Raw genomic sequence first — 20,936 nt, 5'->3', positions numbered from 1 at the left:
GAAACCCGCTCTTGTGCAAGGTTTTGCCCCCCCCCCCAGCCCCTCTCCCTGTGGGAGAAGGGAGCAAGAGATTTAGTTCCCCTTCTCCTGGGGGAGAAGGGGTTAGGGGATGAGGGCACGAGGTATTTGTACAACGCCCGCCGTATATAGCTTTTAGCTTAAGTTGACACGTAAGGGCATTGCCATGCCCTTACGAGACATCTTTTCTCAAGCGATCGCACTTCGTTATACCAAATCAAATAATGTTTGCGACACATCAATAAATATTCTAGAGGTCACGGCAGTGCCGTGCCCCTACAATCTGTCGCATTCTTTTTTCAAATTGGTATTATCATGTCTATCGGTGCGTTGCGCTGTGCAACAAAACACCCTAGATTGAGCGATCGCTCGGCACTCATTAAACTGCTCAATGATTTACCGTCGCAGCAGTTGGATATGCTGCTGATTGCAGTGGATGTGCCAAATAATGTAATTCCACCGCTGACTGCACCTCAAGGCGATCGCGTTTCTGCATTGTTGAGGTGGGTGGAAGGATCAACGGGTTGTGGTTTGCAGGTACTTCAACAGGTATTGGCAGAAATCCTCCCGCTACCGAATAACGACGAAATTGTAACGGCAGAACTGTGGAATATACCATACCTGCGCAACCCGTCAAATAAAACCTTAGATATTCACCGCTTAGTGCAGGAAGTGTTAAAAGCCGAGATGGATGAAGACAGCCGCCGTCTTTGGGCAGAAAGAACTGTTTGTGCAGTTACACAAGTCTTTCCGAATGCTGAATATGCAAATTGGCAGGATTGCGAGCGACTTTTACCCTATGCGAGAATTGCAATTGATTGGATTTCGCAGTATAAATTTGAGTTTGAAACAGCCGCTTTGTTACTACAATTCGTATCCGTAAAAATCTACAATTATTGCGCGACGGTGGTTAGCAGGTATTTATTCATTTCAAAACCAGATCCCCGACTTTTTCAAAAAGTCGGGGATCTTAGGTATCTGATTGTTCAGAGGAAATTCTCGTTAGAATAAAGATTAGCCATTGATCGCATTGTTACTCATCTTCATTTTGTAACGCGATCGCAGAATCAATTTCTGAGCGATGATGTTTTTAATAATCTCAAGCGTTGTTAAGGTCTTGAAGGTTTAAGAAAAAGCGTCTCACCACTTTATAATTCAATGCGGGCAGAATGGGAATTTCACAATGCTGTCTTAGCGATGAAAGAAGTTATACGCGGGCAATATGGATCGGATAGCGATCAAGCCCAAGCGGTGGGATTGAAGAAAAAATCAGAACGCAAGCGTCCTAACCGTAAAAAGTCAGGTGCGATCGCAAGTTAATTAACCATAGATGACGAATCATCAAATTATGATCTGCTGCCTTTCAATCTTTAGCATTTTGCTCTAGATACTGACGCACTCCTACACTCATCGCTAGTAGGTTGGGTTCGATATTTTTTCCTAAGAAATCTTCGACTACATGGGCAATAGTACCTGTGAGGAAGAATGGTACTCCCTTGATTTGTTTGGGGTCAATTACTAGTTCCCCTCGGCTTTCAATTATTGTATTATTACCGTCTTCCAAAAAGCGATTTGTACCAGAACACTTGACTGCTTCTGTAAAAGCGTGAGTTTCAATCCGCCATATCAGTTGAAAGTCAGCCTCATTCCAGGTATTGTATTCTGTCCAAGAAAGCATATCTTCACTGAGTACAGCTCTTGCTGCCGCAGGAATTTCACTACCACCGTGCCATTCATTGACACTATCAACTTTGCCATCGGCTTCACGACGCGATTTAACTTTGATGTAGCGCACGTTTGGCATGTAAGGAACTAACTCAGCAAGTTTGTCGCGATAGGTAGCATAGACTAGAGAGCGTGGGAAGGGAATTTTAGTATCAGCATTAATAAGCATTAATCAATACCAGCAAATTACAAACATAAGTAGAACGGTGTGGAAAAACAAAACTATGTTAAGAAAAATCAAATAGGCTTAAACCCTCTTTCCTCCTGCCTCCTGCCTCATCCCAACGATAAATATTCACGCCGACCTACATAATGAGAAATTACCACGAGTTTAACGCTCGCAACTGAGGTGTCTTTTTCTGTTGATGCGCCTGCATTCTAGTTAAGACATCATCTAGAATCGTGACAGCTTCGGCGATAAACGGCCCTTTATTTAACATGACACATTCCGCCCGTTCTGCCATTGCTGCATCTATGATCTCGGCTCGTGAGGGAATCCCATTCTTCACCAGATTTTCTAAAACCTGTGTAGCCCAAATTACGGGGACATGAGCAGCTTCACACAGCCAGAGAATCTCTTCTTGAATTTCTGCCAAACGTTGATAGCCAATCTCGATTGCTAAATCTCCTCTGGCAATCATAATCCCAAATGGCTGTTTGCCTGCTGCCTGCACAATTAGTTCTGGAAGATTGCGTACAGCTTGGGATGTTTCAATCTTCGCCACAATAGCAGGAGAATTATTCGGCATTCTGCGTTGTAACTCTTGTTGCAAAAGCTCTATATCTGTTGGCTTTTGTACAAAGGAATAGCCCACAATATCAGCATTTGCTGCCACAAAATCCAAATCTTGCAAGTCTTTTCCTGTTAGCGGATTAAGCAGCAAATCAGTATCAGGAAAGTTAAGACCTTTTTGGTGAGGAATTTTACTGCCCTTTAAGTTAGCATGGGTGACGCGTAACATTACCCCGTCAGGCGCTAAAGATTCAACCTGCGCGCCAAGCTTACCATCATCAATCCAAACAGTAGCACCAACTTGTAATTGATTTAAGACTTCGGGGAGGGAGCAATTTGCCTGGAAACAGTCAGAGCAGATTGTGGTAGGTAAATTACTAGTGAGCAAGATACAATCACCTCGGTATATACGCTGTGGAGATTGGGGTGCGATCGCCATCCCAATTCGTGGCTTGGGACCACCTAAATCCATCAGCACCTTGCAACGAAGTCCTGTTTCTATTGCCACTAGCTTGACATTAGCAATCATAGATGACCATTCGGTAACAGTGTCGTGGGCACAGTTAATGCGCACACAATCACATCCGCGTTGAATCAAATCCCGCACCAATTCATAATTGCTGGCGGCTGGTGTCGGTAAAGTCACCATAATTCTCACCCAACGATGGTTGCGGGTGTTACCGAATAGCTCTTCTGTATGTTGTTGCAACAAGCGATCGCCTGCAAAAAACTCTGCAAGTGATGGACGGCTGGGTAGGGAATCTGGATCTGCTTGACAAATTGCTCCCAAAGTTGCGATCGCTGCATCTAAATTCGGCAATATCTGTACTTCAATTCGCCTCAAAGACAAACCCCAAGGCATCAAAGCTGCTTGCACTTGGCGCAAATCGTGTCGTCGTAGTGCCAAGTAGTAAGCAAGATTGAGGCTACTGTTTACAAAAATTTGCCTTTGGATGTGCGATCGCCACTGGTTAAAGATTTTTTCTCCTTCCTCTATCACCAACTGACGCAACTGTTGCAGCGTATTTAACAAATCTTGAGCATCGGATAAACTCAAACCTGAGTAATTACATAAAATCTCATCATTTCTATCTAAATTAGACATAATTGTTTCCTTTTTACAAGATTTTCCTTTCTACTAATACGCCTTGATTATCAAGTAACTATCTGAGGAAATTGTGAAGGAGACAACTATTTTACAAGGTTGATGAAATCTATTATTACTAAACTTTTTTAAAATGCATTTAACTAATTTTTAACCTTGGCTTAATATAACAAGGCTAAGAATAATCAACAATTTAACTGCAAAAAATTTCTGATTTCTCCTTGCAATGCAGAAGACGGAAAACTTACGGTAGAACAGTTTCAGTCTAGGAAAAATTTAGTAGTAATTTGATACAGCTACTTTGTCAAAAAACAAATAATAGAGATTGGTGTTTTGCAGCGCGCTAACATAGCTAACAAAATTGAGATTTACCTGATAAATTGTGGTCTGTTAATGAAAAATATCAAAAATGTTTTTATCAAGGTTTAAACCTGAGTCATCAGCATTGGAATCTTGGTTACTCAAATTAATATTATTGTTAATAAATTGAAGTTTATATGCAGATCAAAGATACAGCAGACTTCAGGAATAATAATTCAAAATTCACAAGTAAAACAGGTTTTATGTCTAGCTGTTGAACCATGATTCTTGACTTATGGCTAGGTTGTACCAGGTGTGAGCGTCTAGGCAAGCAGTATTATCATAAGAAATATCCTGGTCACGTATCTATGAAAAATGCGATCGCTCATCAAACAGCATTATTATTGATAAGTTCTATGCTACTGACAGCCTGTGGTAAAAGTGGCAGTATTGGTGTAGATTCCGCAAATAATCCCACAACGACATCAAATGCAGCTAATGCTATTCCTATTGGTATTGCCTTTGCGCAAACGAGCAATGTCGCATTACTTGGACAAGAGGGAACTGATGGAGTAAAAATTGCTCAAAAGTATTTTAATGATAAAGGCGGTATCAACGGTAAAGTTATTAAATTAATATTTCAAGATACTGGTGGTGATGAAGTTGGAGCCGTTAATGCATTTCAAAGTTTAATTAATCAAAATAAAGTTGTTGGCATTATTGGCCCTACTCTGTCACAACAAGCTTTTAGCGTTGACCCCATAGCAGAACGCAATCAAGTTCCAGTTATCGGCGCATCAAATACCGCTAAGGGCATTCCCGAAATTGGTGATTATGTCGCACGTGTTTCTTCATCTGTGGCTGTCGTCGCTCCTTATGCGGTGAAAGCTGCACTCAAACAAAATCCTCAAATCAAAAGAGTAGCTGTCTTTTATGCTCAAAATGATGCATTTAATAAATCAGAAACAGAAATTTTTCAGAAAACAGTTAAAGATTTAGGATTGAATTTAGTCACAGTCCAAAAATTTCAAACTACAGATACAGATTTTCAAACTCAAGCCAGCAGTGCGATTAATTTAAAACCAGATTTAGCGATTATATCTGGGTTGGCTGTTGATGGAGGAAATTTAGTTAAACAGCTACGAGAACTTGGTTATAAAGGATTAATTATTGGTGGTAATGGATTTAATACATCTCATATATTTTCTGTATGTAGAACACTTTGTGATGGCGTAATTATTGCTCAAGCTTATAGTCCTGAATATCAAAGCGAAATTAACACTGCATTTCGCAAAGCATACTTTGAGCAATACCATAGAGAACCACCCCAGGTTAGCGCTCAAGCTTTTGCAGCCTTACAGGTATATGTAGAAGCACTGCAATCTTTAGATAAAAAAAGCAAAATTAGCAATTTGACTCTGCCACAGTTACGTACAGCCTTAAATAAGGAGCTACTCAAAGGAACTTATCAAACTCCTCTTGGTGAAATCGCTTTTACACCAGTGGGTGATGTAATTCAAAAAGAGTTTTATGTTGCTCAACTGAAGATGGAGGCAAACGGTATTAATGGTAAATTTGCTTACTTAAATGTCAAATAGTAGCAGGTTACATGAATCACTTTTGCTTCTTCAGCCCGCCGCAAGAGAGCATGACATCCAGTTAAAGTTAAAATACCCACTAGCAGCAGCAACACCCAGCGTCTTAAGTAGCGTGGTAATTTCTTTCTTTTTCGCTGGAGATGGTGAGGAGTCGCAAAAAAGTTGTACATGAAGTAGATTAATGACCAATTTTCAAAAGCGATCGCCACAACTCTGGCATTTTAATCAAGTGTTGCACAATCATCTGAGGTCAGGATTTTCACCAGTCACTTTGCATTTTGGTGAAACCTACGTATATCCTAAATTTTGAAATAGAGTTAAGTTCAGGTTATGGCAGGACATAGTAAATGGGCCAATATTAAGCGCCAAAAAGCAGTAGTAGATGCAAAAAGGGCAAAGACCTTTACCCAGCTGTCGCGGGCAATTATTGTTGCGGCTAGAAGTGGTGTACCAGATCCAGCCGGCAATTTTCAACTGCGGACAGCAATTGATAAAGCTAAGGCGGCGGGAATTCCCAATGATAATATTGAACGCGCGATCGCTAAAGGTGCAGGTACATTTGGTGGAGATAACGCCAGTCTAGAAGCGATTCGCTATGAAGGTTACGGCCCTGGTGGTGTAGCGATTTTGGTAGAAGCCCTTACAGATAATCGCAATCGTACTGCTGCTGACTTACGTGCCGCTTTTAGTAAAAATGGTGGCAATCTTGGTGAAACAGGTTGTGTTAGCTGGATGTTTGAGCAAAAAGGCGTTTGTACAGTCCAGGGAGTAGTTGATGAAGAACAACTTTTAGAAGCATCCCTAGAAGGTGAAGCTGAGTCTTACGAAATGGCTGAGGATGAGATGGCGGAAGTATTTAGTGCAGTAGGAAATTTAGAGACTCTCAACAAAACTCTCAATGAAAAAGGCTTTAAGGTAACGGATGCAGAATTGCGCTGGATTCCTAGTAATACTGTCGAAGTTACCGATTCCGATCAGGCGCGATCGCTTCTAAAGTTAATTGACACTTTGGAAGGTTTAGATGATGTTCAAAATGTTACATCAAATTTTGATATGGCAGAAAGTCTCATGGCTGTGAGTATTGCCTAGAAGAATATTAATAATTTGTTGTCTAAATCACATATTTAAAAATAGAGGTAAAATCCCAATTTTGCAGCAATACCTTAGAAGGGTATGCTTACACAAGCCAAACCTGTGGCGTATTGGCACATTTGGGATGATTCCAAAACAGACATAAAAATTTCATAGAAATTGCAAACTGATGACATACGGCTATGACATGGTATGACTGTTAATAAATAAATGACATTTCCCATAAATACTTTGGTTAAAGCTCTGTTTTTAGATTGAACATTTCGTTTATCTTGTAGCCCTTGGCTTATCTCAATTTAAGCCAAATTTATTTTTGCTAACACTGGTGCTTAAGCCAATAAATGTGCTTTTACTCTCGAAACAGGCTTTTTAATATTTGGGCTTGCTGCTATGATGAAAGTTTTTTTTTATTTTGAGTCTTGTGCAAGTAACTATAAGATTTTTATATCAAAATTCTGGTATGTTGGATGACATATCGGTTCAAAGAAACAATTTTTTCAGAGAAAAATATAAAAATCTACATATAAAATTTATATAAAAAACAAGATAATTTCAAATTATTTTGCGATACTATTATGGTCTGCTATTCAATAGATATGAAAAATATCAAGTAGAGAAATTGGCATTAACTTGCAAGCTTGGCTCTATTTTTAGCTGTATTAACCGCAAACCTATTTAATAACCAAAGTTTGAGGTTTTTAAACAGCAACCTTCGCCAATAAACAATGGCTGCTAATTTCTATATTCCATAGCAGATAAAAAATTATTTTTTGATTTTCCCGTAACTACACACTATACCATTTAAGCCTGCTGCCTTTGGTAGCAGGTTTTTTATTGTTAATTTAGTTAAAATTGCCCAAACAATTATGGATTTAATAGCATAATTTAGAAGCAAAAATTCAGTATTAAGAAATTAAATAGGCTTTATAGCTAGTTTTAAAAATTAGAATTTTGACTTCAGCATAATGAATCTGCTAGAGATTGAAAACCTTGCAAGCAAAGCATCGTAGGCAGATTAAAAAATACTTGTATTCATCTCTAACTAGTGTTTGATTTGTGAAATAATCACCTTGTCTTGAAGCTTAAGTGCCTACTAAAATTTCAAAAAATTGGAGATGACTCCTAAGAAAATCTGGTTTGTCTTTTGAAGAAGCGACCTACTAGTCCAATTTATGTTCTGTTCCTTATATAGTTTCTTTACGATTACATTCACCAATAAAATAGGAGTGCTAGAGAAGTAAGTATAGTTTTTCTCTAGCTTATCTGCACTTTACATAGCTTTTTATTTATGGATATTTGCTTAACAAAATTAAACTATTATCCCAACAGAGCAATAAAAATATATTTACAATAAATACAGAGCTTAAAGTAAAAATATACACTGAAACTTCATATAAATAACAAATTATCGACATATGACTCTGCCATAGTTACATCGTTGGTTCTTTAACTAAATAAATCGTAAGTCTCTCATGAATAAGTTAGCTAAAGGTTTACTTTTTGCTCTAGTGATCGCTACCCCTGTAGCTATGTCTGCACCCATTTTTCAAGCTGAAGCTGCAACTGTACATAAGACTCATCATGTAGCCTCAACTAAAGCTAATGGTGGCAAAGTTAAGCATGTTAAACACCATAGAAAACATCTCAAGCACAAGACTAGTTCAGCAGTAACTAAAAAGTAAGTTCTTTCATTTAAGGATACTATCTGAAAGCATTGATTACTAATGTTTTCAATAGTTTATAGTAGCTTTTCAACCTAGCTTTTTTATTTATCTTTGCTCAAGATAATAATATTAAACCTCGCCGCGTTCCTCAGCAATCAGCGAGGTTTTTTCTTGTTGAAATTGGTTAACCTAAGTAGGTCGGCGTGAATATTTATCGTTGGGATGAGGCAGGAGGCAGAAGGCAGAAGGAAAGAGGATTTAAGCCTATTTGATTTTTCTTAACATAGTTTTGTTTTTCCACACCGTTCCACTTAGTAGTCCTATTCCATTTGTGAAAGAACAAAGTACATTTGTATATCCTTGTTTCCTGACTCAACGAGTCATTTCACAACTGCTACGCGGATTGCTATATAACTTGCTCTTAACCCCGGCATTGCGTCAGAATAATAGTTAAAATGCTGTAATTTCTCTTAACAATGCCGCTAACACAGCTTTTGCAAACCCTAACCCCTCCCCAAACATCCACAGACAAGCGGGGATACGATTATGATTTGGTAATTGTCGGTGGCGGGATTATTGGATTAACCCTAGCCTCTGCCTTAAAAGATTCAGGCTTGAATATACTACTACTAGAAGCCAAAGTAACATCAGCCGCAGTAGCTAAAGGGCAAGCCTACGCAATTCACATGCTTTCCGCACTAATTTACCAAGGAATTGGTATTTGGGACAAAATATTACCAGAAATTGCTCAATATAACCGTGTTTGCCTCTCTGATGCCGATTATTCCGAAGTAGTGGAATTTGAAACAGCAGATTTAGGTACGCCAGAGTTGGGTTATGTAGCAGAACACCAAGCGCTATTGCATCCTTTGCAGGAGTTTGTCCGCGATTGCGCCAATGTTACTTATTTATGTCCCGCAGAGGTAGTCAACACACAGTACCAGCAAGACATAGTAGCCATCGATATTAAAGTGGCGGAACAGATCCACACAGTTCGGAGCAAATTACTAGTAGCCGCCGATGGAGCGCGATCGCCTATTCGCCAAGCTGCGGGAATTAAAACTCTAGGCTGGAAATATTGGCAATCTTGTATCGTCGCCTTTGTCCAACCAGAAAAACCCCACAATAATACCGCCTACGAAAAATTTTGGACTAGCGGGCCGTTTGCGATTTTACCTTTACCGGGAAACCGTTGTCGGATTGTCTGGACAGCGCCTCACGCAGAAGCCAAAGCTTTATGTGAATTGGATGATGAGCAATTCTTACAAGAACTCACCCGTCGCTTTGGTAATCAGATGGGTAAGTTGCAATTACTAGGCGATCGCTTCATTTTCCAAGTGCAACTCATGCAAAGCGATCGCTATGTCTTACCCCGATTGGCATTAATTGGAGATGCAGCTCACAATTGCCATCCTGTTGGTGGACAAGGTTTAAATCTAGGCATTCGAGATGCAGCTGCTTTAGCGCAAGTCTTGCAAACAGCAAACGCAGCTGGTGAAGACATTGGCAAAATCCAAATCCTCAAACGTTATGAACGCTGGCGTCAACGAGAAAACCTAGCAATATTAGGTTTCACTGATTTATTAGATCGGATGTTTTCTAACAACTTCTTACCTGTGTTGCTGGTTCGTCGTCTAGGTTTATGGATTATGCGACGAGTGCCAATGCTAAAAATCTATACTCTCAAATTCATGATTGGCTTAAAAGGTCGGACTCCAGAATTAGCAAAAAGGTAAGTTGGGCATTTGACATTTGTCATTTGTCATTCGTCATTTCTTCCCCTTTTCTTCCTTGTCCCCTAGTCCCCATGTGCCTTGTCCTTATCCTCTAACCCTGCTGCTTGAGCAATAACTAAAGCCAAATTCGCAGGGTTGATAGGCTTGGTAATATGAGTTTGAAAGCCAGCTAATAGTGCCTGTTGCTGGTTACTATCTTCAGCATAGGCCGTGAGTGCGATCGCAGGAATTTCCCCTCCTAACTCTGGAGGCATAGCTCTAATTTGACGGATTAGCATGTAACCATCGATTTCTGGCATCCCAATGTCGCTCAATAGGACATTTGGATGGAACTCAGTTATGGCTTGTAGAGCTTCGGTAGGCGATCGCACTTGGGTAACTTCTGCTCCTAACTGCTCTAGAAAGAAACTAATCAAATCTCGGCTATCGAAATCATCATCGACAACAAGAACTTTTACTCCATTGAGATCGGGGCATTCATCTAGTTGTTTATCACCTTGATTGCTGTCTAAATAGGTCTGTATTAATGGCAGCGTGACTGTAAAGGTTGCTCCTTTTCCTTCTCCGGGACTTTCTGCCTTCACTGTGCCACCATGTAGCTCGACAAGGTGACGGACAATGGCTAGTCCTAAACCCAATCCCCCAAATTTCCTGGTATTCGTGCTATCAGCTTGGCGAAAGTAGTCAAATACATAAGGTAAAAAATCAGGGCTAATGCCTTTACCTGTATCCTGCACCTGCAACTGCACCTCGGAACCCAACGATGCTAAACGAATTTCTACTTGTCCATTTGGCGGTGTGAACTTCACAGCGTTGGAAACTAAGTTCCAAACGACTTGCTGTAAACGACTGCTATCACCAGAAACCTGACCAACATTTGGTTCCACTAGTACCTGAAGCTGAATTGATTTTGCTTCAGCAGCTAACTGCACGGTTTCGACAGCTGCGGCGATCGTTGTTGCTAGATCGACTTGAGTAATATTGAGGCTGAGTTGCCCTTGCAGAATCCGAGAGACATCCAGCAAATCTTCAATTAACTCGGTCTGAAGCTTGGCGTTGCGCTCAATGGTTTCCAGAGCACGGGCAGTAGTTGCTTCATCATACTTTTGAGTTTGCAGTAACTTCGACCATCCCAAAATTGGGTTGAGTGGCGTGCGCAGTTCGTGGGAGAGAACTGCTAAAAATTCATCTTTGAGTCGGTTAGCTTGGATTAATTGCTCTGTTTGCTGTTGTAAAGAAGCCATCAAATCAGCACGTTCTAAAGCAACTGCCACTTGGTCGGAAGTTGCTTGCAGCAGCGCCATCTCTTCTGGGGTAAAGTGGCTACGAGTGCGGCTGGCAAAGAAAAGTACACCAAGTAACTTTCCTTGAACAATTAACGGCTGACTTGCATAAGCTGTAATTTTTAAAGCACAAAGGATATGGTTATTTGGATAAGTAGAGTATTGCACGTTGTTGACAACAATTTGACGACGTTGTTGTGCAACTAATCCACAAATCCCTTGACCAAGTTCCAGCCATTCAATGCACTCAGCTACTTGATCGTCAATCCCACTCCACGACTTCAAGCGCAGTTTTTGCCTATCTTCCTGTGTATCAATCAAATAGTTGAAGTAACAATGTAAATCCATCTGGGCTGCGAGTTTGCCGAACAAATCGTTCATTAACTCTAATGGATGCTCAGTTGAAAGCAAATCGCTAGCTGTTTCCGAGAGCAGTTTCAGTCGTTCACTATGTTTTTGTAGAGCTTGTTCTGCTTGCTGGCGTTGTCGAAGTGCGCGTTCGCGTTCGGTAATGTCAACGGCAACTCCTCCTACTAAACTTTGCCCAGAAGGATCGGTAATGGGAAACTTATAAACCAAAAAGTCGCCCATTGTGCCATCTTGCAGTGGGGCTAACTCAATCGCCTCAACGACCTGATTTGTCTGGACAACCTTTTTGATATTCTTGAGAAATTGTTGAGCAACTTCAGTAGGGTAGAGATCGAAGACAGTTTTACCGATCACGTCGGTTGTTGATAATTGGAATGTGCGGTAATAAGTGGGACTCAGGTAAAGTATATGCCCTTGAGCATCCGTAATCCAGGCGGCGGCTGGGCTGTTGTCCATAAAAGCCTGAAATCTCTCTTCACTTTGGTGTAACGCTCTCTCAGTTTGTTTGCGCCCACTAATGTCAAGAATAAAAGTAACTGACTGCTTTTGAGACTCGCGTAACAAGGAGTAGCCAACTACAACAGGCACGCGAGAACCATCTTGACGAATGAATTCTTTTTCATAGGGGGTACAAGTACCCTTAACTTTGGCTTCAGCGATACCTAATTCATCTAAATCTAAGTATTCTGGTGGCGTGAGATTCACCCAACTAAGTCTACCTGCTTGAAGATCGGCGCGGCTATAGCCGACAATTCGCAAAAACTCGTCGTTGGCTTCTAGAATGCTACCATCCTCATGACTAAAGAGAATCCCAACTAAATTCGCTTCAAAGAAACTCCTCAGCCGTTCTTGGCTAGCTCGCACTGCTGCTTCTGCCTGTCTGTGAGGAGTGATATTCATCATGCTCACTAATACGCTGTCAAATTTGGAATTTGCTGGCGGAAACGTGATTGTAAACCAGACATTCAAATGCTCTCCCTGAAGAGTTTGGAGAATAGTTTCTGATTCAAAATAGGTTTGGTGAGCAACGAGCACAAGAAGTTCTTGAACAAATACTTCTAAGGTTGGCGGCACAAATATTTGTTTTAGCGAACCCAGCAGTTCACTTTTGTCTGCTGCACCAAACATCTGCACCGCTGCATTATTGGCATTGGTAATTCTCACCATGCCCATTGCTTGTTGGACAAATTTAGGGTTTTCGGCAAAGAAGGTACGAAAATCTTGGATGCCTTGGGCTTTCAAATCATCAAGGGCGGCTTTAACCAGCGAAAAGTCTTCTTCAAAAATCGCTACACCTGCGGCTTCAAAGATGTATCGATATTTCCTTTCCTGTTCCTGAAATGCCTCTTCTGCCTGCTGGCGATCGCGCAGCGCTGTTTGGTGTTCGCTGATATTCTGAAAATATACGTTTATGCCTTGCTCTGAGGGATAAACGTGAATATCGTACCAACAATCACAAGGCTGATAGTAAAATTCAAAGTTAATTGGGACACCTTCCACACAAGCGCGATGATATTGCTCATAGACTTGAGTATTAGCTAATACTGGATATTGCTCCCAGATGTTTTTGCCCAGCAGTTCATCGCGAGATTTACCTAAGATGCGCTCCCCGCAACTATTAATATAGGTGAAACACCAATCACGATCCAAAGTATAGAAGGCATCGGTCATGCTTTCTAAAATGGTGATGACTTGCTCTTTTTTAGTTTTTAACTCAGCTTGCAATTGTTGCTGTCGCTGCACTGTTGCTTGATGCAACCGACTTATCTTCAGATTTACCTCGATTCGACATAACAGTTGAGAGTCGGAAAAAGGCTGACTGAGATAATCATCGGCTCCCGCTTCTAGCGCTGCCACACAAAGGTCTTCCTCGGCTCCTGTTGACAGCAGAATGATGCTTATATCTTGCGTTTGCGAATTTGAGCGCAGCGATCGCAACAACTCCAACCCATCCATTCTTGGCATCATCACATCAGCTATCACTAAGTCAGGCAGCTGCTTTAATTGTTGGATATTAGTTAAAGCATCTATCCCATCGACTGCTAAGTAAACTTGATAACGTTGGCTTAACAGTTGCTGCAAGCGATCGCGCATTTGCGCATCGTTATTAGCTAAGAGAATCCGAGCAGCAGGATTATTTACTTTTGCTTCTATGGTCACAGTCTCTGCTCCTCACTCTTTAAGTATTTGGTTACTAAGTATTTGTCTGCGCTTTTTGAGAAAGTGCAGCAACTCCTCAATCTGCCTCCAAATCCGCTGTGATAGTTTTGTCCATCCATTCTGCTTCTGCTTAAAACAGCAGTTAGCTATTTGGAGTAGTCCGCCATATCTAGCAGTAAACTTTTCCAAAGACAGATGAATTTGCTGCTGAAGCTCAAGAACTAAGTCTAAAATTTTCAGCTGCTTGATTAAAGACATCTTATTTTTTATTCTTATATATAGAATAGACAATAAGGCAAATATTGCACTATTTGTCTCTTACTTAGGAAATATTTTAAAGATGAATATAATTTCTGCTATATCTCGCCTCTCTGCCAATATAACTACTACAAAAGTGTATAAATATAGAGATATTATTAAAGATTTACTATTTTTACAAATGTTACAGCGCGCTTAAATTAAGCACTTTAGCAATTTTAAATTAAATTTTATAATTTAAATTTAATTATCTTTCTAGCTATTTTATTTAAACAAAATTTCTATACATGAGTTGCTTTATTAAATGAATATCAATAAAAAATAATGAATGAATATAGAAGTTAGACTACATATAATTTGTTCACCCAAACTTACTAGTTAAAAAACACAGTAATTTTTCTTTGGTATTTAGTTACAGATGATCCCGCCTGAGTATTGGCGGTTTTTACTTCAGTATTTCGCCTGATATTTTAGATAAAGGCTACCTAGAGCAAAAGATAAATTAACTTTCATTAAGTGTGTTGCCGACGCTGCATTTCCGGAAAAATTGGTCTATCCTCTACTAAGAGATAGATGTTATGGGATCGCTAATGCGCTAGAAGTAAGTCCAATCATGGCAAATCTTAAAATTCGGAGATTTGCTTGGTTTGAGATGAGATTAAAAATCAAAAATGAAAAAGTGGCGACACTGACCGTCAGTAATGCTAAAGTTTCAAGAAATTCACCTGAAATTTTCAGCGGGTATTCATGCTGAAGCAGCTTAAAAAAAATCCAATTCCTCTAATTGCTGGTGCAGGACTATGTGCCTTTTTAGCCGGAGCAATGGTGTCGGCACCTGAGATTGGAAAATCCTTAGGGCAATGGCTAAAACATGGCAATAATTCACCTGAGCAGATTTCGGAAACCAGCAAAGCCAAATCAGCCGTGTACCCACTGGTATCACAATCTCTGCCAGAACGAGCAGCAAAACTAGCAGAGATCGCCCAAAATCCTCGCTCGGCTGACCGAGAACGTGCTCGTTATCTTTTGGCTAGCGACTATATTGAAAGAACGCAAGCGAAAAAAGCACTGGTTTTACTAGAAGGGTTGGAGAAAGACTATCCACTTCTGGCCCCTTACATTTTGCTGAAACAAGCTCAAGCGCAAGACTTGCTAGGTGAAGATGGTAAAGCCTCAGATCTGCGGCAAAAAGTGCTGAAACAGTATCCTAAAACAGCAGCCGCAGTTAAAGCCATCTATCTAATTGCTCAACCAAAGCAACAGAATTTAGCGATCGCGCAATTTCCTTCTCATCCTCTAACCTGGGAAATTATCCGCAAGCGTCTACAAGAAAATCCCAATCAGCCACAATTACAATTAATTTTGGCAAAATACGCTGCTAACCAACCAGGAACAGTTGGTGTTTTGGATGACTTAGCAAAAGGTTTCACTCTTAAACCTGAAGATTGGGAAATTATCGCTACAGCTTACTGGACAAATAATGTATTTGACAAAGCTGCCGATGCTTATGCCAAAGCACCGAAAACACCGCTCAACCTCTATCGTACTGGACGTGGGTTGCAAGTATCTGGCAAAAACCGAGAAAAAGCGATCGCGACTTATAAGCAACTGGTGCAACAATTTCCAGAGGCGCAAGAAAGCGGAACTGCCTTATTGCGGTTAGCAGAAATGGCAAAAACTCGTCAAGACGCCTTGCCCTATCTTAACCAGGCGATCGCCAAATTTCCTGATGCAGCTAGTAAGGCATTAGTAGAAAAAGCCAAAATTTTCCAAGGACTCAAGGATAATAAGTCCGCCCAGCAAGCATGGCAATTATTGATTTCTAAATACAGCAATTCTGATGAAGCCGCAGAATACCGTTGGAAAATCGCCCAAGAAAAAGCCACAGCCAAAGATTATGCAGGTGCATGGCAATGGGCAGAACCAATTACCACCAACAATCCCACCAGCATTTTGGCTCCTAGAGCAGGTTTTTGGGTAGGTAAATGGGCAACTCTGTTAGGGAAACAGCAAGAAGCGAAAACCGCTTATGAATATGTGATTAGCCAGTTTCCTTACTCTTACTACGCATGGCGATCCGCAGCAATATTGGGGCTGAATGTGGGTAACTTTAATACCGTGCGCCAACTAAAGCCGGAAGTAGTCCCACCTCAACGTCCTGTACCAACGGCTGGTTCTGAAACTTTCAAAGAATTATATCTTTTAGGGCAAGACCGAGATGCTTGGTTGCAATGGGAAACAGAATTTCAAAATAAGGATAAGCCCACGGTAGCAGAACAATTTACCGAAGGTTTAATGCAACTAGCCAGAGGAGAAAATAAATTAGGAATTGATACGATTTCTAAATTAGAAGACCGAGAAACTCCAGAAGAACAAGCCGAATATCAAGCTCTTAGCAAACAAAGTATTTACTGGCAAGCTCGTTATCCCTTTCCCTATCTCCAAGAGATTGAAAAGTGGTCTACTCAACGTCAACTCAATCCTTTGTTAGTAACAGCTTTGATTCGTCAAGAGTCGCGGTTTGAACCTAAAGTGAAATCTATCGCCAATGCTACTGGCTTAATGCAGGTTTTACCAAGCACAGCTAAATGGATCGCCCCACAAATCAAGGTAGATAGCAAAACAATTAATTTAGAAGATCCTAACGACAACATTATGCTGGGAACTTGGTATTTAGACCATACTCATCAGCAATATAACAATAACTCCTTGCTTGCGATCGCCAGTTACAATGCTGGCCCAGGCAACGTTTCCAAATGGCTGCAAACTATACCGACACAAGACCCAGATGAATTTGTCGAGAAAATCCCCTTTGATGAAACCAAAAATTACGTGCGTCAAGTGTTAGGTAACTACTGGAATTATTTGCGGCTATACAACCCAGAAATTTCTGCCTTAGTTGGACAATATTCAGCTACACACCCTAAATTGCCCACACAGTAATTAGTGACAATGAAGCAGCGGGCAAGGAGGGGACAAAGAGGATAGGGAAGACAAGGAAGACAAGGAGGAGCCACTGCGTTGCGGAGGACAGTTGCGTGGGCGGGTTTCCCGACTTGAGCAAACTGTCCGTCGGGTTCCCCGCGTTGTAGCAAGTGGCGTTGACAAGGGAGACAAGGAGAGAAGTCTCTTGCGAGGCTTCCTCCGTACACCGGAAGGAGTTGCTGAAGGCATCAGAACTTTGCAGGGAAAAGGAGAATAACAAATGACAAATGACCAATGACTCTTCAACCATTCTTCCTGACAGCTTCCCCAGTAAAATAGTTAGCAAATGTTGCCTAATCGCTGAATCATGACGCCACAAAACTTAAACACTGTACCGCAGTCTGATTCGTCAGGGGAGTACCCAGATGCAGCTGCTACAACTTCACCCGATATTGACGTGGAAGAATATGGCAACTCTGATGTTGATCCCCTTGATGAGTTGCCAGATGAAGTCGAAATGTCATTTTTCGACCACCTAGAGGAGTTACGCCAACGGATTTTCTATGTGCTAATTGCTGTTGCAGTCGGTGTTGTAGGCTGTTTTTTCAACGTCAGGCCAATTGTCCAGCTATTAGAAGTTCCAGCACAGGGAGTAAAATTTCTCCAACTTGCTCCAGGGGAATATTTCTTTGTCTCTTTAAAAGTTGCAGCTTACAGTGGCTTATTACTTTCTACCCCTTTCATCCTTTACCAAATTATTCAGTTTGTGCTTCCCGGACTAACTCGCCGGGAACGCCGCTTGCTAGGGCCTGTAGTTTTAGGGTCGAGTGTGCTGTTTGCGGCTGGGTTAGTCTTTGCATATTTTCTGCTTATCCCCGCAGCTTTGAAGTTCTTTATTAGCTACGGTGCAGATGTAGTAGAACAACTTTGGTCAATTGAAAAATACTTTGAATTTGTTTTGTTGTTATTATTTAGCACAGGCATAGCATTTCAAATTCCTGTTATTCAATTACTGCTTGGTGCTTTGGGAATCGTTTCTTCTCAACAAATGTTTTCTGGTTGGCGTTATGTAATTATGGGTGCAGTGGTTTTAGGTGCTGTCCTCACACCTTCAACTGACCCTCTCACCCAAAGTCTCTTAGCAGGTGCAGTGCTAGGGCTTTATTTTGGTGGGATTGGTTTAGTGAAGCTGACAGGGAAATGAATGCCACAAATCACCTATGAAGACTTTGAAAAAGTCGAGATTCGAGTTGGGAAAGTTATCGAAGTGGCGGATTTTCCCGCAGCCAAAAAACCAGCTTATAAACTTTGGATAGACTTTGGTGATTTGGGCATTAAAAAATCTAGTGCCCAAATTACTCAGCTTTATCAGCCAGAGCATTTAGTTAACAAATTAATACTAGCTGTCACCAACTTTCCACCTCGCCAAATTGCAGATTTTATGTCTGAAGTTTTGGTTTTAGGGGTAGTTCTTGATCGTGGTGAAGTTGTTTTAATTCAGCCAGATAGAGATGTAGTTTTGGGCAAAAGAATTTTATAGTAACTCTTACATAGCAATCCTTTTAGCTTTGTACATATATCTTTAAAGAAGTTAATTGTCAAGAGTATTTCATAATATCCATTCTGAAGAACGCTCACCCAAATCAAGAGGAATACTTACAGCTTTGCCAAGTCGGGGGCGATCGCGTGTTTGTGTAATAAATGTTTGGACTTGTGTTGTCCCACCTAAGGCATGAAGGTAATTGGCAATGCTCTCAAGATGATCTTGGTACTCGTCTTCACTTAAAGGAAAAGAGGCTTGCTCTAAATATTTCCACATGACTTGCAGAAATATTTTCCCCTGCGATCGCCGTAACTGCACATCGTAGGAGCGTCCCCACTTATCAAGCAACAGTTGACGTAATTCCTGTCCTGTCATAGGTTGTCTCAATTAGATTTTACATTTAGTTATGATGTTAAGTTCCGTAACTCAAGTATGATAAGGATATAAAGAAATGTAATGCTAACAGAAAAGATGCTAGAAATATCTTGGAACAGAGAAGTATGGCATTTTTGTGGGCGTTAGCATTTCGACTTAGATAAGAGTTGCTCAACTACTAGTACTCTTATCAAAATGCTTAACAAAATACACAAAGAGCGCGTAGATTATGGCTCAATTTTCTGAATCAGCAGACGTGCCCGATATGGGGCGTCGTCAATTCATGAATCTGCTCACTTTTGGAACCGTCACTGGAGTGGCTCTGGGTGCATTGTATCCCGTTGTCAAGTATTTTATTCCACCTGCTACTGGTGGCGCTGGTGGCGGTACAACGGCAAAAGACGAGCTGGGCAACGATGTTAGCGTCAACAAATTTCTAGCAAGCCATAATGTAGGCGATCGCGCCCTAGTTCAAGGACTCAAGGGCGACCCCACTTATCTTGTCGTAGAAAGCAAAGAGGCGATCGGCGATTACGGCATTAATGCCATCTGCACCCATTTAGGTTGTGTTGTCCCCTGGAATGTGGCAGAGAACAAGTTTAAATGTCCTTGTCACGGTTCTCAATACGACGCCACCGGTAAAGTTGTCCGAGGTCCAGCACCTCTGTCTTTGGCTTTGGCTCATACTAAAGTCCAAGAGGACAAAGTCGTCGTTAGTCCTTGGACTGAAACCGACTTCCGCACCGGCGAAGAACCTTGGTGGGCTTAATTATCTTGTCATTGGTGATTTGTGATTTGTCTTTGGTCATTAGTCCTTTGATCGGGAGTAATGACTAATGACTCTTGACTTTTGACTAATGACCCTTGACTAATGACTAATTCACGAGAGAATCGTTGCCCTTATAGAGATGAGAAATGCTTCGATAACAGCGAGGTTTACTCGCAGTACTAGAGCAATAGTCAAAACATTGCTCATAGCGATCGCTACCGTGACATTTTACTTCACCAGCGATTTAGCTCTTCCGCAGTCTGCTGCTGCCTATCCTTTCTGGGCCCAGCAAACCTATCCAGAAACCCCCCGCGAACCGACTGGGCGGATTGTTTGCGCCAACTGTCACTTAGCCGCCAAGCCGACAGAAGTGGAAGTTCCCCAATCAGTGCTACCTGACACTGTGTTTAAAGCTGTGGTGAAAATCCCCTACGATACCAGCGTCCAGCAGGTAGGTGCTGATGGGTCTAAAGTCGGCTTAAATGTCGGTGCGGTATTGATGCTACCCGAAGGCTTCAAGATTGCTCCCGAAGATCGGATTTCCGAAGAACTTAAAGAAGAAGTCGGCGATACTTACTTCCAAACTTACAGCGAAGATAAAGAAAACGTTGTTATCGTCGGGCCCTTACCTGGTGAACAGTATCAGGAAATCGTCTTCCCAGTTCTTTCCCCTAACCCCGGAACTGATAAAAATATCCACTTCGGTAAATATTCAGTTCACGTAGGTGCTAACCGGGGACGCGGACAAGTTTACCCAACTGGTGAAAAGAGCAACAACGCAGTTTATAACGCTTCTGCTGCTGGTACGATCTCTAAGATTGCCAAAGAAGAAGATGGAGACGGTAACGTCAAATATGTTCTGAGCATCAAAACCGACTCTGGTGAAGTTGTCTCTGATACGATTCCTCTAGGACCAGAACTGATTGTGTCCGAAGGGCAAACTGTGAAAGCTGGTGATGCTTTGACTAACAATCCTAACGTTGGTGGATTTGGTCAAACAGATGGAGAAATTGTATTGCAAGATGCCAATCGAGTCAAATGGTTGATTGCATTCATCGCACTTGTGATGATGGCTCAAGTCATGCTGGTGTTGAAGAAGAAGCAGGTTGAGAAAGTCCAAGCTGCTGAGATGAATTTCTAAATTATTTGCGAATTCATTTATTTTAAGACAGGCAGTTTGCCTGTCTTTTTTTATCAAAAATATGCAGCCGCCAGCGAAGTTAGTGTTCTCAGAGGGTGACAACCTACCTATAAAGGTTGCTGCATAAGGGATAGGGCATAGA

The 20,936-nt window shown here is 41.3% G+C and carries 18 protein-coding genes and 1 pseudogene; 13 read left to right on the top strand and 6 right to left on the bottom strand.

Annotated elements, in window-relative coordinates; genetic code table 11:
- Positions 1 to 333 precede the first annotated feature (333 nt).
- Together BV375_RS37765 and BV375_RS24010 are read left to right on the top strand one after the other, a co-directional pair.
- A complete protein-coding gene (locus BV375_RS37765) occupies positions 334 to 1,029 on the top strand; it encodes a hypothetical protein (RefSeq protein WP_208099179.1) in 696 nt (231 codons plus the stop codon).
- A gap of 18 nt (positions 1,030 to 1,047) precedes the next feature.
- Positions 1,048 to 1,338 (top strand): annotated as a pseudogene (locus BV375_RS24010) (hypothetical protein).
- 43 nt (positions 1,339 to 1,381) lie between these two features.
- On the opposite strand, the gene BV375_RS24005 reads toward BV375_RS24010, so the two are convergent.
- Both BV375_RS24005 and BV375_RS24000 read right to left on the bottom strand, forming a co-directional pair.
- On the bottom strand, positions 1,382 to 1,912 hold the full coding sequence (locus BV375_RS24005) for a hypothetical protein (protein WP_086765190.1): 531 nt from the start codon (positions 1,910 to 1,912) through the stop codon (positions 1,382 to 1,384).
- 151 nt (positions 1,913 to 2,063) lie between these two features.
- Positions 2,064 to 3,581: a pyruvate kinase gene (locus tag BV375_RS24000; protein WP_086765188.1), complete on the bottom strand. Its 1,518-nt coding sequence runs from the start codon at positions 3,579 to 3,581 to the stop codon at positions 2,064 to 2,066.
- A 668-nt stretch (positions 3,582 to 4,249) separates the two neighbouring features.
- Between BV375_RS24000 and BV375_RS23995 the strand changes: the two genes are divergently transcribed.
- Positions 4,250 to 5,479, top strand: coding sequence for an ABC transporter substrate-binding protein (locus tag BV375_RS23995; RefSeq protein WP_086765185.1), 1,230 nt, complete (start codon positions 4,250 to 4,252; stop codon positions 5,477 to 5,479).
- On the opposite strand, the gene BV375_RS23990 is transcribed toward BV375_RS23995, so the two are convergent.
- Positions 5,461 to 5,649, bottom strand: a complete 189-nt coding sequence (locus tag BV375_RS23990) for a hypothetical protein (RefSeq protein ID WP_086765182.1) — start codon at positions 5,647 to 5,649, stop codon at positions 5,461 to 5,463. The genes BV375_RS23995 and BV375_RS23990 overlap by 19 nt on opposite strands.
- Before the next feature lie 11 nt (positions 5,650 to 5,660).
- Between BV375_RS23990 and BV375_RS38825 the strand changes: the two genes are divergently transcribed.
- From BV375_RS38825 to BV375_RS23975, 4 genes are all read left to right on the top strand, one after another.
- Positions 5,661 to 5,789 carry a hypothetical protein gene (locus BV375_RS38825; protein ID WP_279432957.1) on the top strand — a complete coding sequence of 43 codons (129 nt, stop codon included), beginning with the start codon at positions 5,661 to 5,663 and terminating at the stop codon, positions 5,787 to 5,789.
- Positions 5,790 to 5,809: 20 nt separating this feature from the next.
- Complete coding sequence (locus tag BV375_RS23985; protein ID WP_086765179.1) at positions 5,810 to 6,568, top strand: YebC/PmpR family DNA-binding transcriptional regulator; 759 nt, start codon at positions 5,810 to 5,812, stop codon at positions 6,566 to 6,568.
- Between the two features lie 1,475 nt (positions 6,569 to 8,043).
- A complete protein-coding gene (locus tag BV375_RS23980; RefSeq protein ID WP_086765175.1) occupies positions 8,044 to 8,253 on the top strand; it encodes a hypothetical protein in 210 nt (69 codons plus the stop codon).
- Between the two features lie 458 nt (positions 8,254 to 8,711).
- Entirely contained in the window at positions 8,712 to 9,971 is a 1,260-nt protein-coding gene (locus tag BV375_RS23975) for an FAD-dependent hydroxylase (RefSeq protein WP_086765172.1), read from the top strand.
- Positions 9,972 to 10,033: 62 nt separating this feature from the next.
- Here BV375_RS23975 and BV375_RS23970 read toward each other — a convergent pair whose 3' ends face one another.
- Together BV375_RS23970 and BV375_RS23965 are read right to left on the bottom strand one after the other, a co-directional pair.
- Positions 10,034 to 13,783, bottom strand: coding sequence for a PAS domain S-box protein (locus tag BV375_RS23970; protein WP_086765170.1), 3,750 nt, complete (start codon positions 13,781 to 13,783; stop codon positions 10,034 to 10,036).
- A 12-nt stretch (positions 13,784 to 13,795) separates the two neighbouring features.
- The gene (locus tag BV375_RS23965; RefSeq protein WP_086765167.1) at positions 13,796 to 14,041 is read right to left on the bottom strand and encodes a hypothetical protein; all 246 of its coding nucleotides are present in this window, start codon (positions 14,039 to 14,041) and stop codon (positions 13,796 to 13,798) included.
- Positions 14,042 to 14,788: 747 nt separating this feature from the next.
- On the opposite strand from BV375_RS23965, the gene BV375_RS23960 reads away from it, so the two are divergent.
- The 4 genes from BV375_RS23960 (at position 14,789) to BV375_RS23950 (ending at position 18,506) form a co-directional block, all read left to right on the top strand.
- Positions 14,789 to 16,984 (top strand): transglycosylase SLT domain-containing protein, encoded by a 2,196-nt coding sequence (locus tag BV375_RS23960; RefSeq protein WP_086765165.1) that lies wholly within the window; start codon positions 14,789 to 14,791, stop codon positions 16,982 to 16,984.
- 91 nt (positions 16,985 to 17,075) lie between these two features.
- Positions 17,076 to 17,243, top strand: a complete 168-nt coding sequence (locus tag BV375_RS37135; protein ID WP_166507515.1) for a hypothetical protein — start codon at positions 17,076 to 17,078, stop codon at positions 17,241 to 17,243.
- A gap of 90 nt (positions 17,244 to 17,333) precedes the next feature.
- On the top strand, positions 17,334 to 18,170 hold the full coding sequence (gene tatC, locus BV375_RS23955; protein WP_086765162.1) for a twin-arginine translocase subunit TatC: 837 nt from the start codon (positions 17,334 to 17,336) through the stop codon (positions 18,168 to 18,170).
- Entirely contained in the window at positions 18,171 to 18,506 is a 336-nt protein-coding gene (locus tag BV375_RS23950; protein WP_086765159.1) for a tRNA-binding protein, read from the top strand. It begins immediately after the preceding gene.
- A 69-nt stretch (positions 18,507 to 18,575) separates the two neighbouring features.
- Here the strand turns inward: BV375_RS23950 and BV375_RS23945 are convergent, their stop codons facing one another.
- Positions 18,576 to 18,884 (bottom strand): DUF3067 family protein, encoded by a 309-nt coding sequence (locus BV375_RS23945; RefSeq protein WP_086765157.1) that lies wholly within the window; start codon positions 18,882 to 18,884, stop codon positions 18,576 to 18,578.
- A gap of 229 nt (positions 18,885 to 19,113) precedes the next feature.
- Here BV375_RS23945 and petC point away from each other — a divergent pair, with 229 nt between their 5' ends.
- On the top strand, positions 19,114 to 19,653 hold the full coding sequence (petC, locus tag BV375_RS23940; protein WP_086765154.1) for a cytochrome b6-f complex iron-sulfur subunit: 540 nt from the start codon (positions 19,114 to 19,116) through the stop codon (positions 19,651 to 19,653).
- A gap of 139 nt (positions 19,654 to 19,792) precedes the next feature.
- Positions 19,793 to 20,794 (top strand): cytochrome f, encoded by a 1,002-nt coding sequence (petA, locus tag BV375_RS23935; protein WP_086765151.1) that lies wholly within the window; start codon positions 19,793 to 19,795, stop codon positions 20,792 to 20,794.
- Positions 20,795 to 20,936: the final 142 nt, after the last annotated feature.

Origin of the sequence: Nostoc sp. 106C, from assembly GCF_002154725.1 — a bacterium.
In the GTDB taxonomy this organism is placed as follows: Bacteria; Cyanobacteriota; Cyanobacteriia; order Cyanobacteriales; family Nostocaceae; genus Aulosira.
Note: the sequence above shows the minus strand (reverse complement) of the source record. Positions and strands in the feature narration are given on the sequence as shown.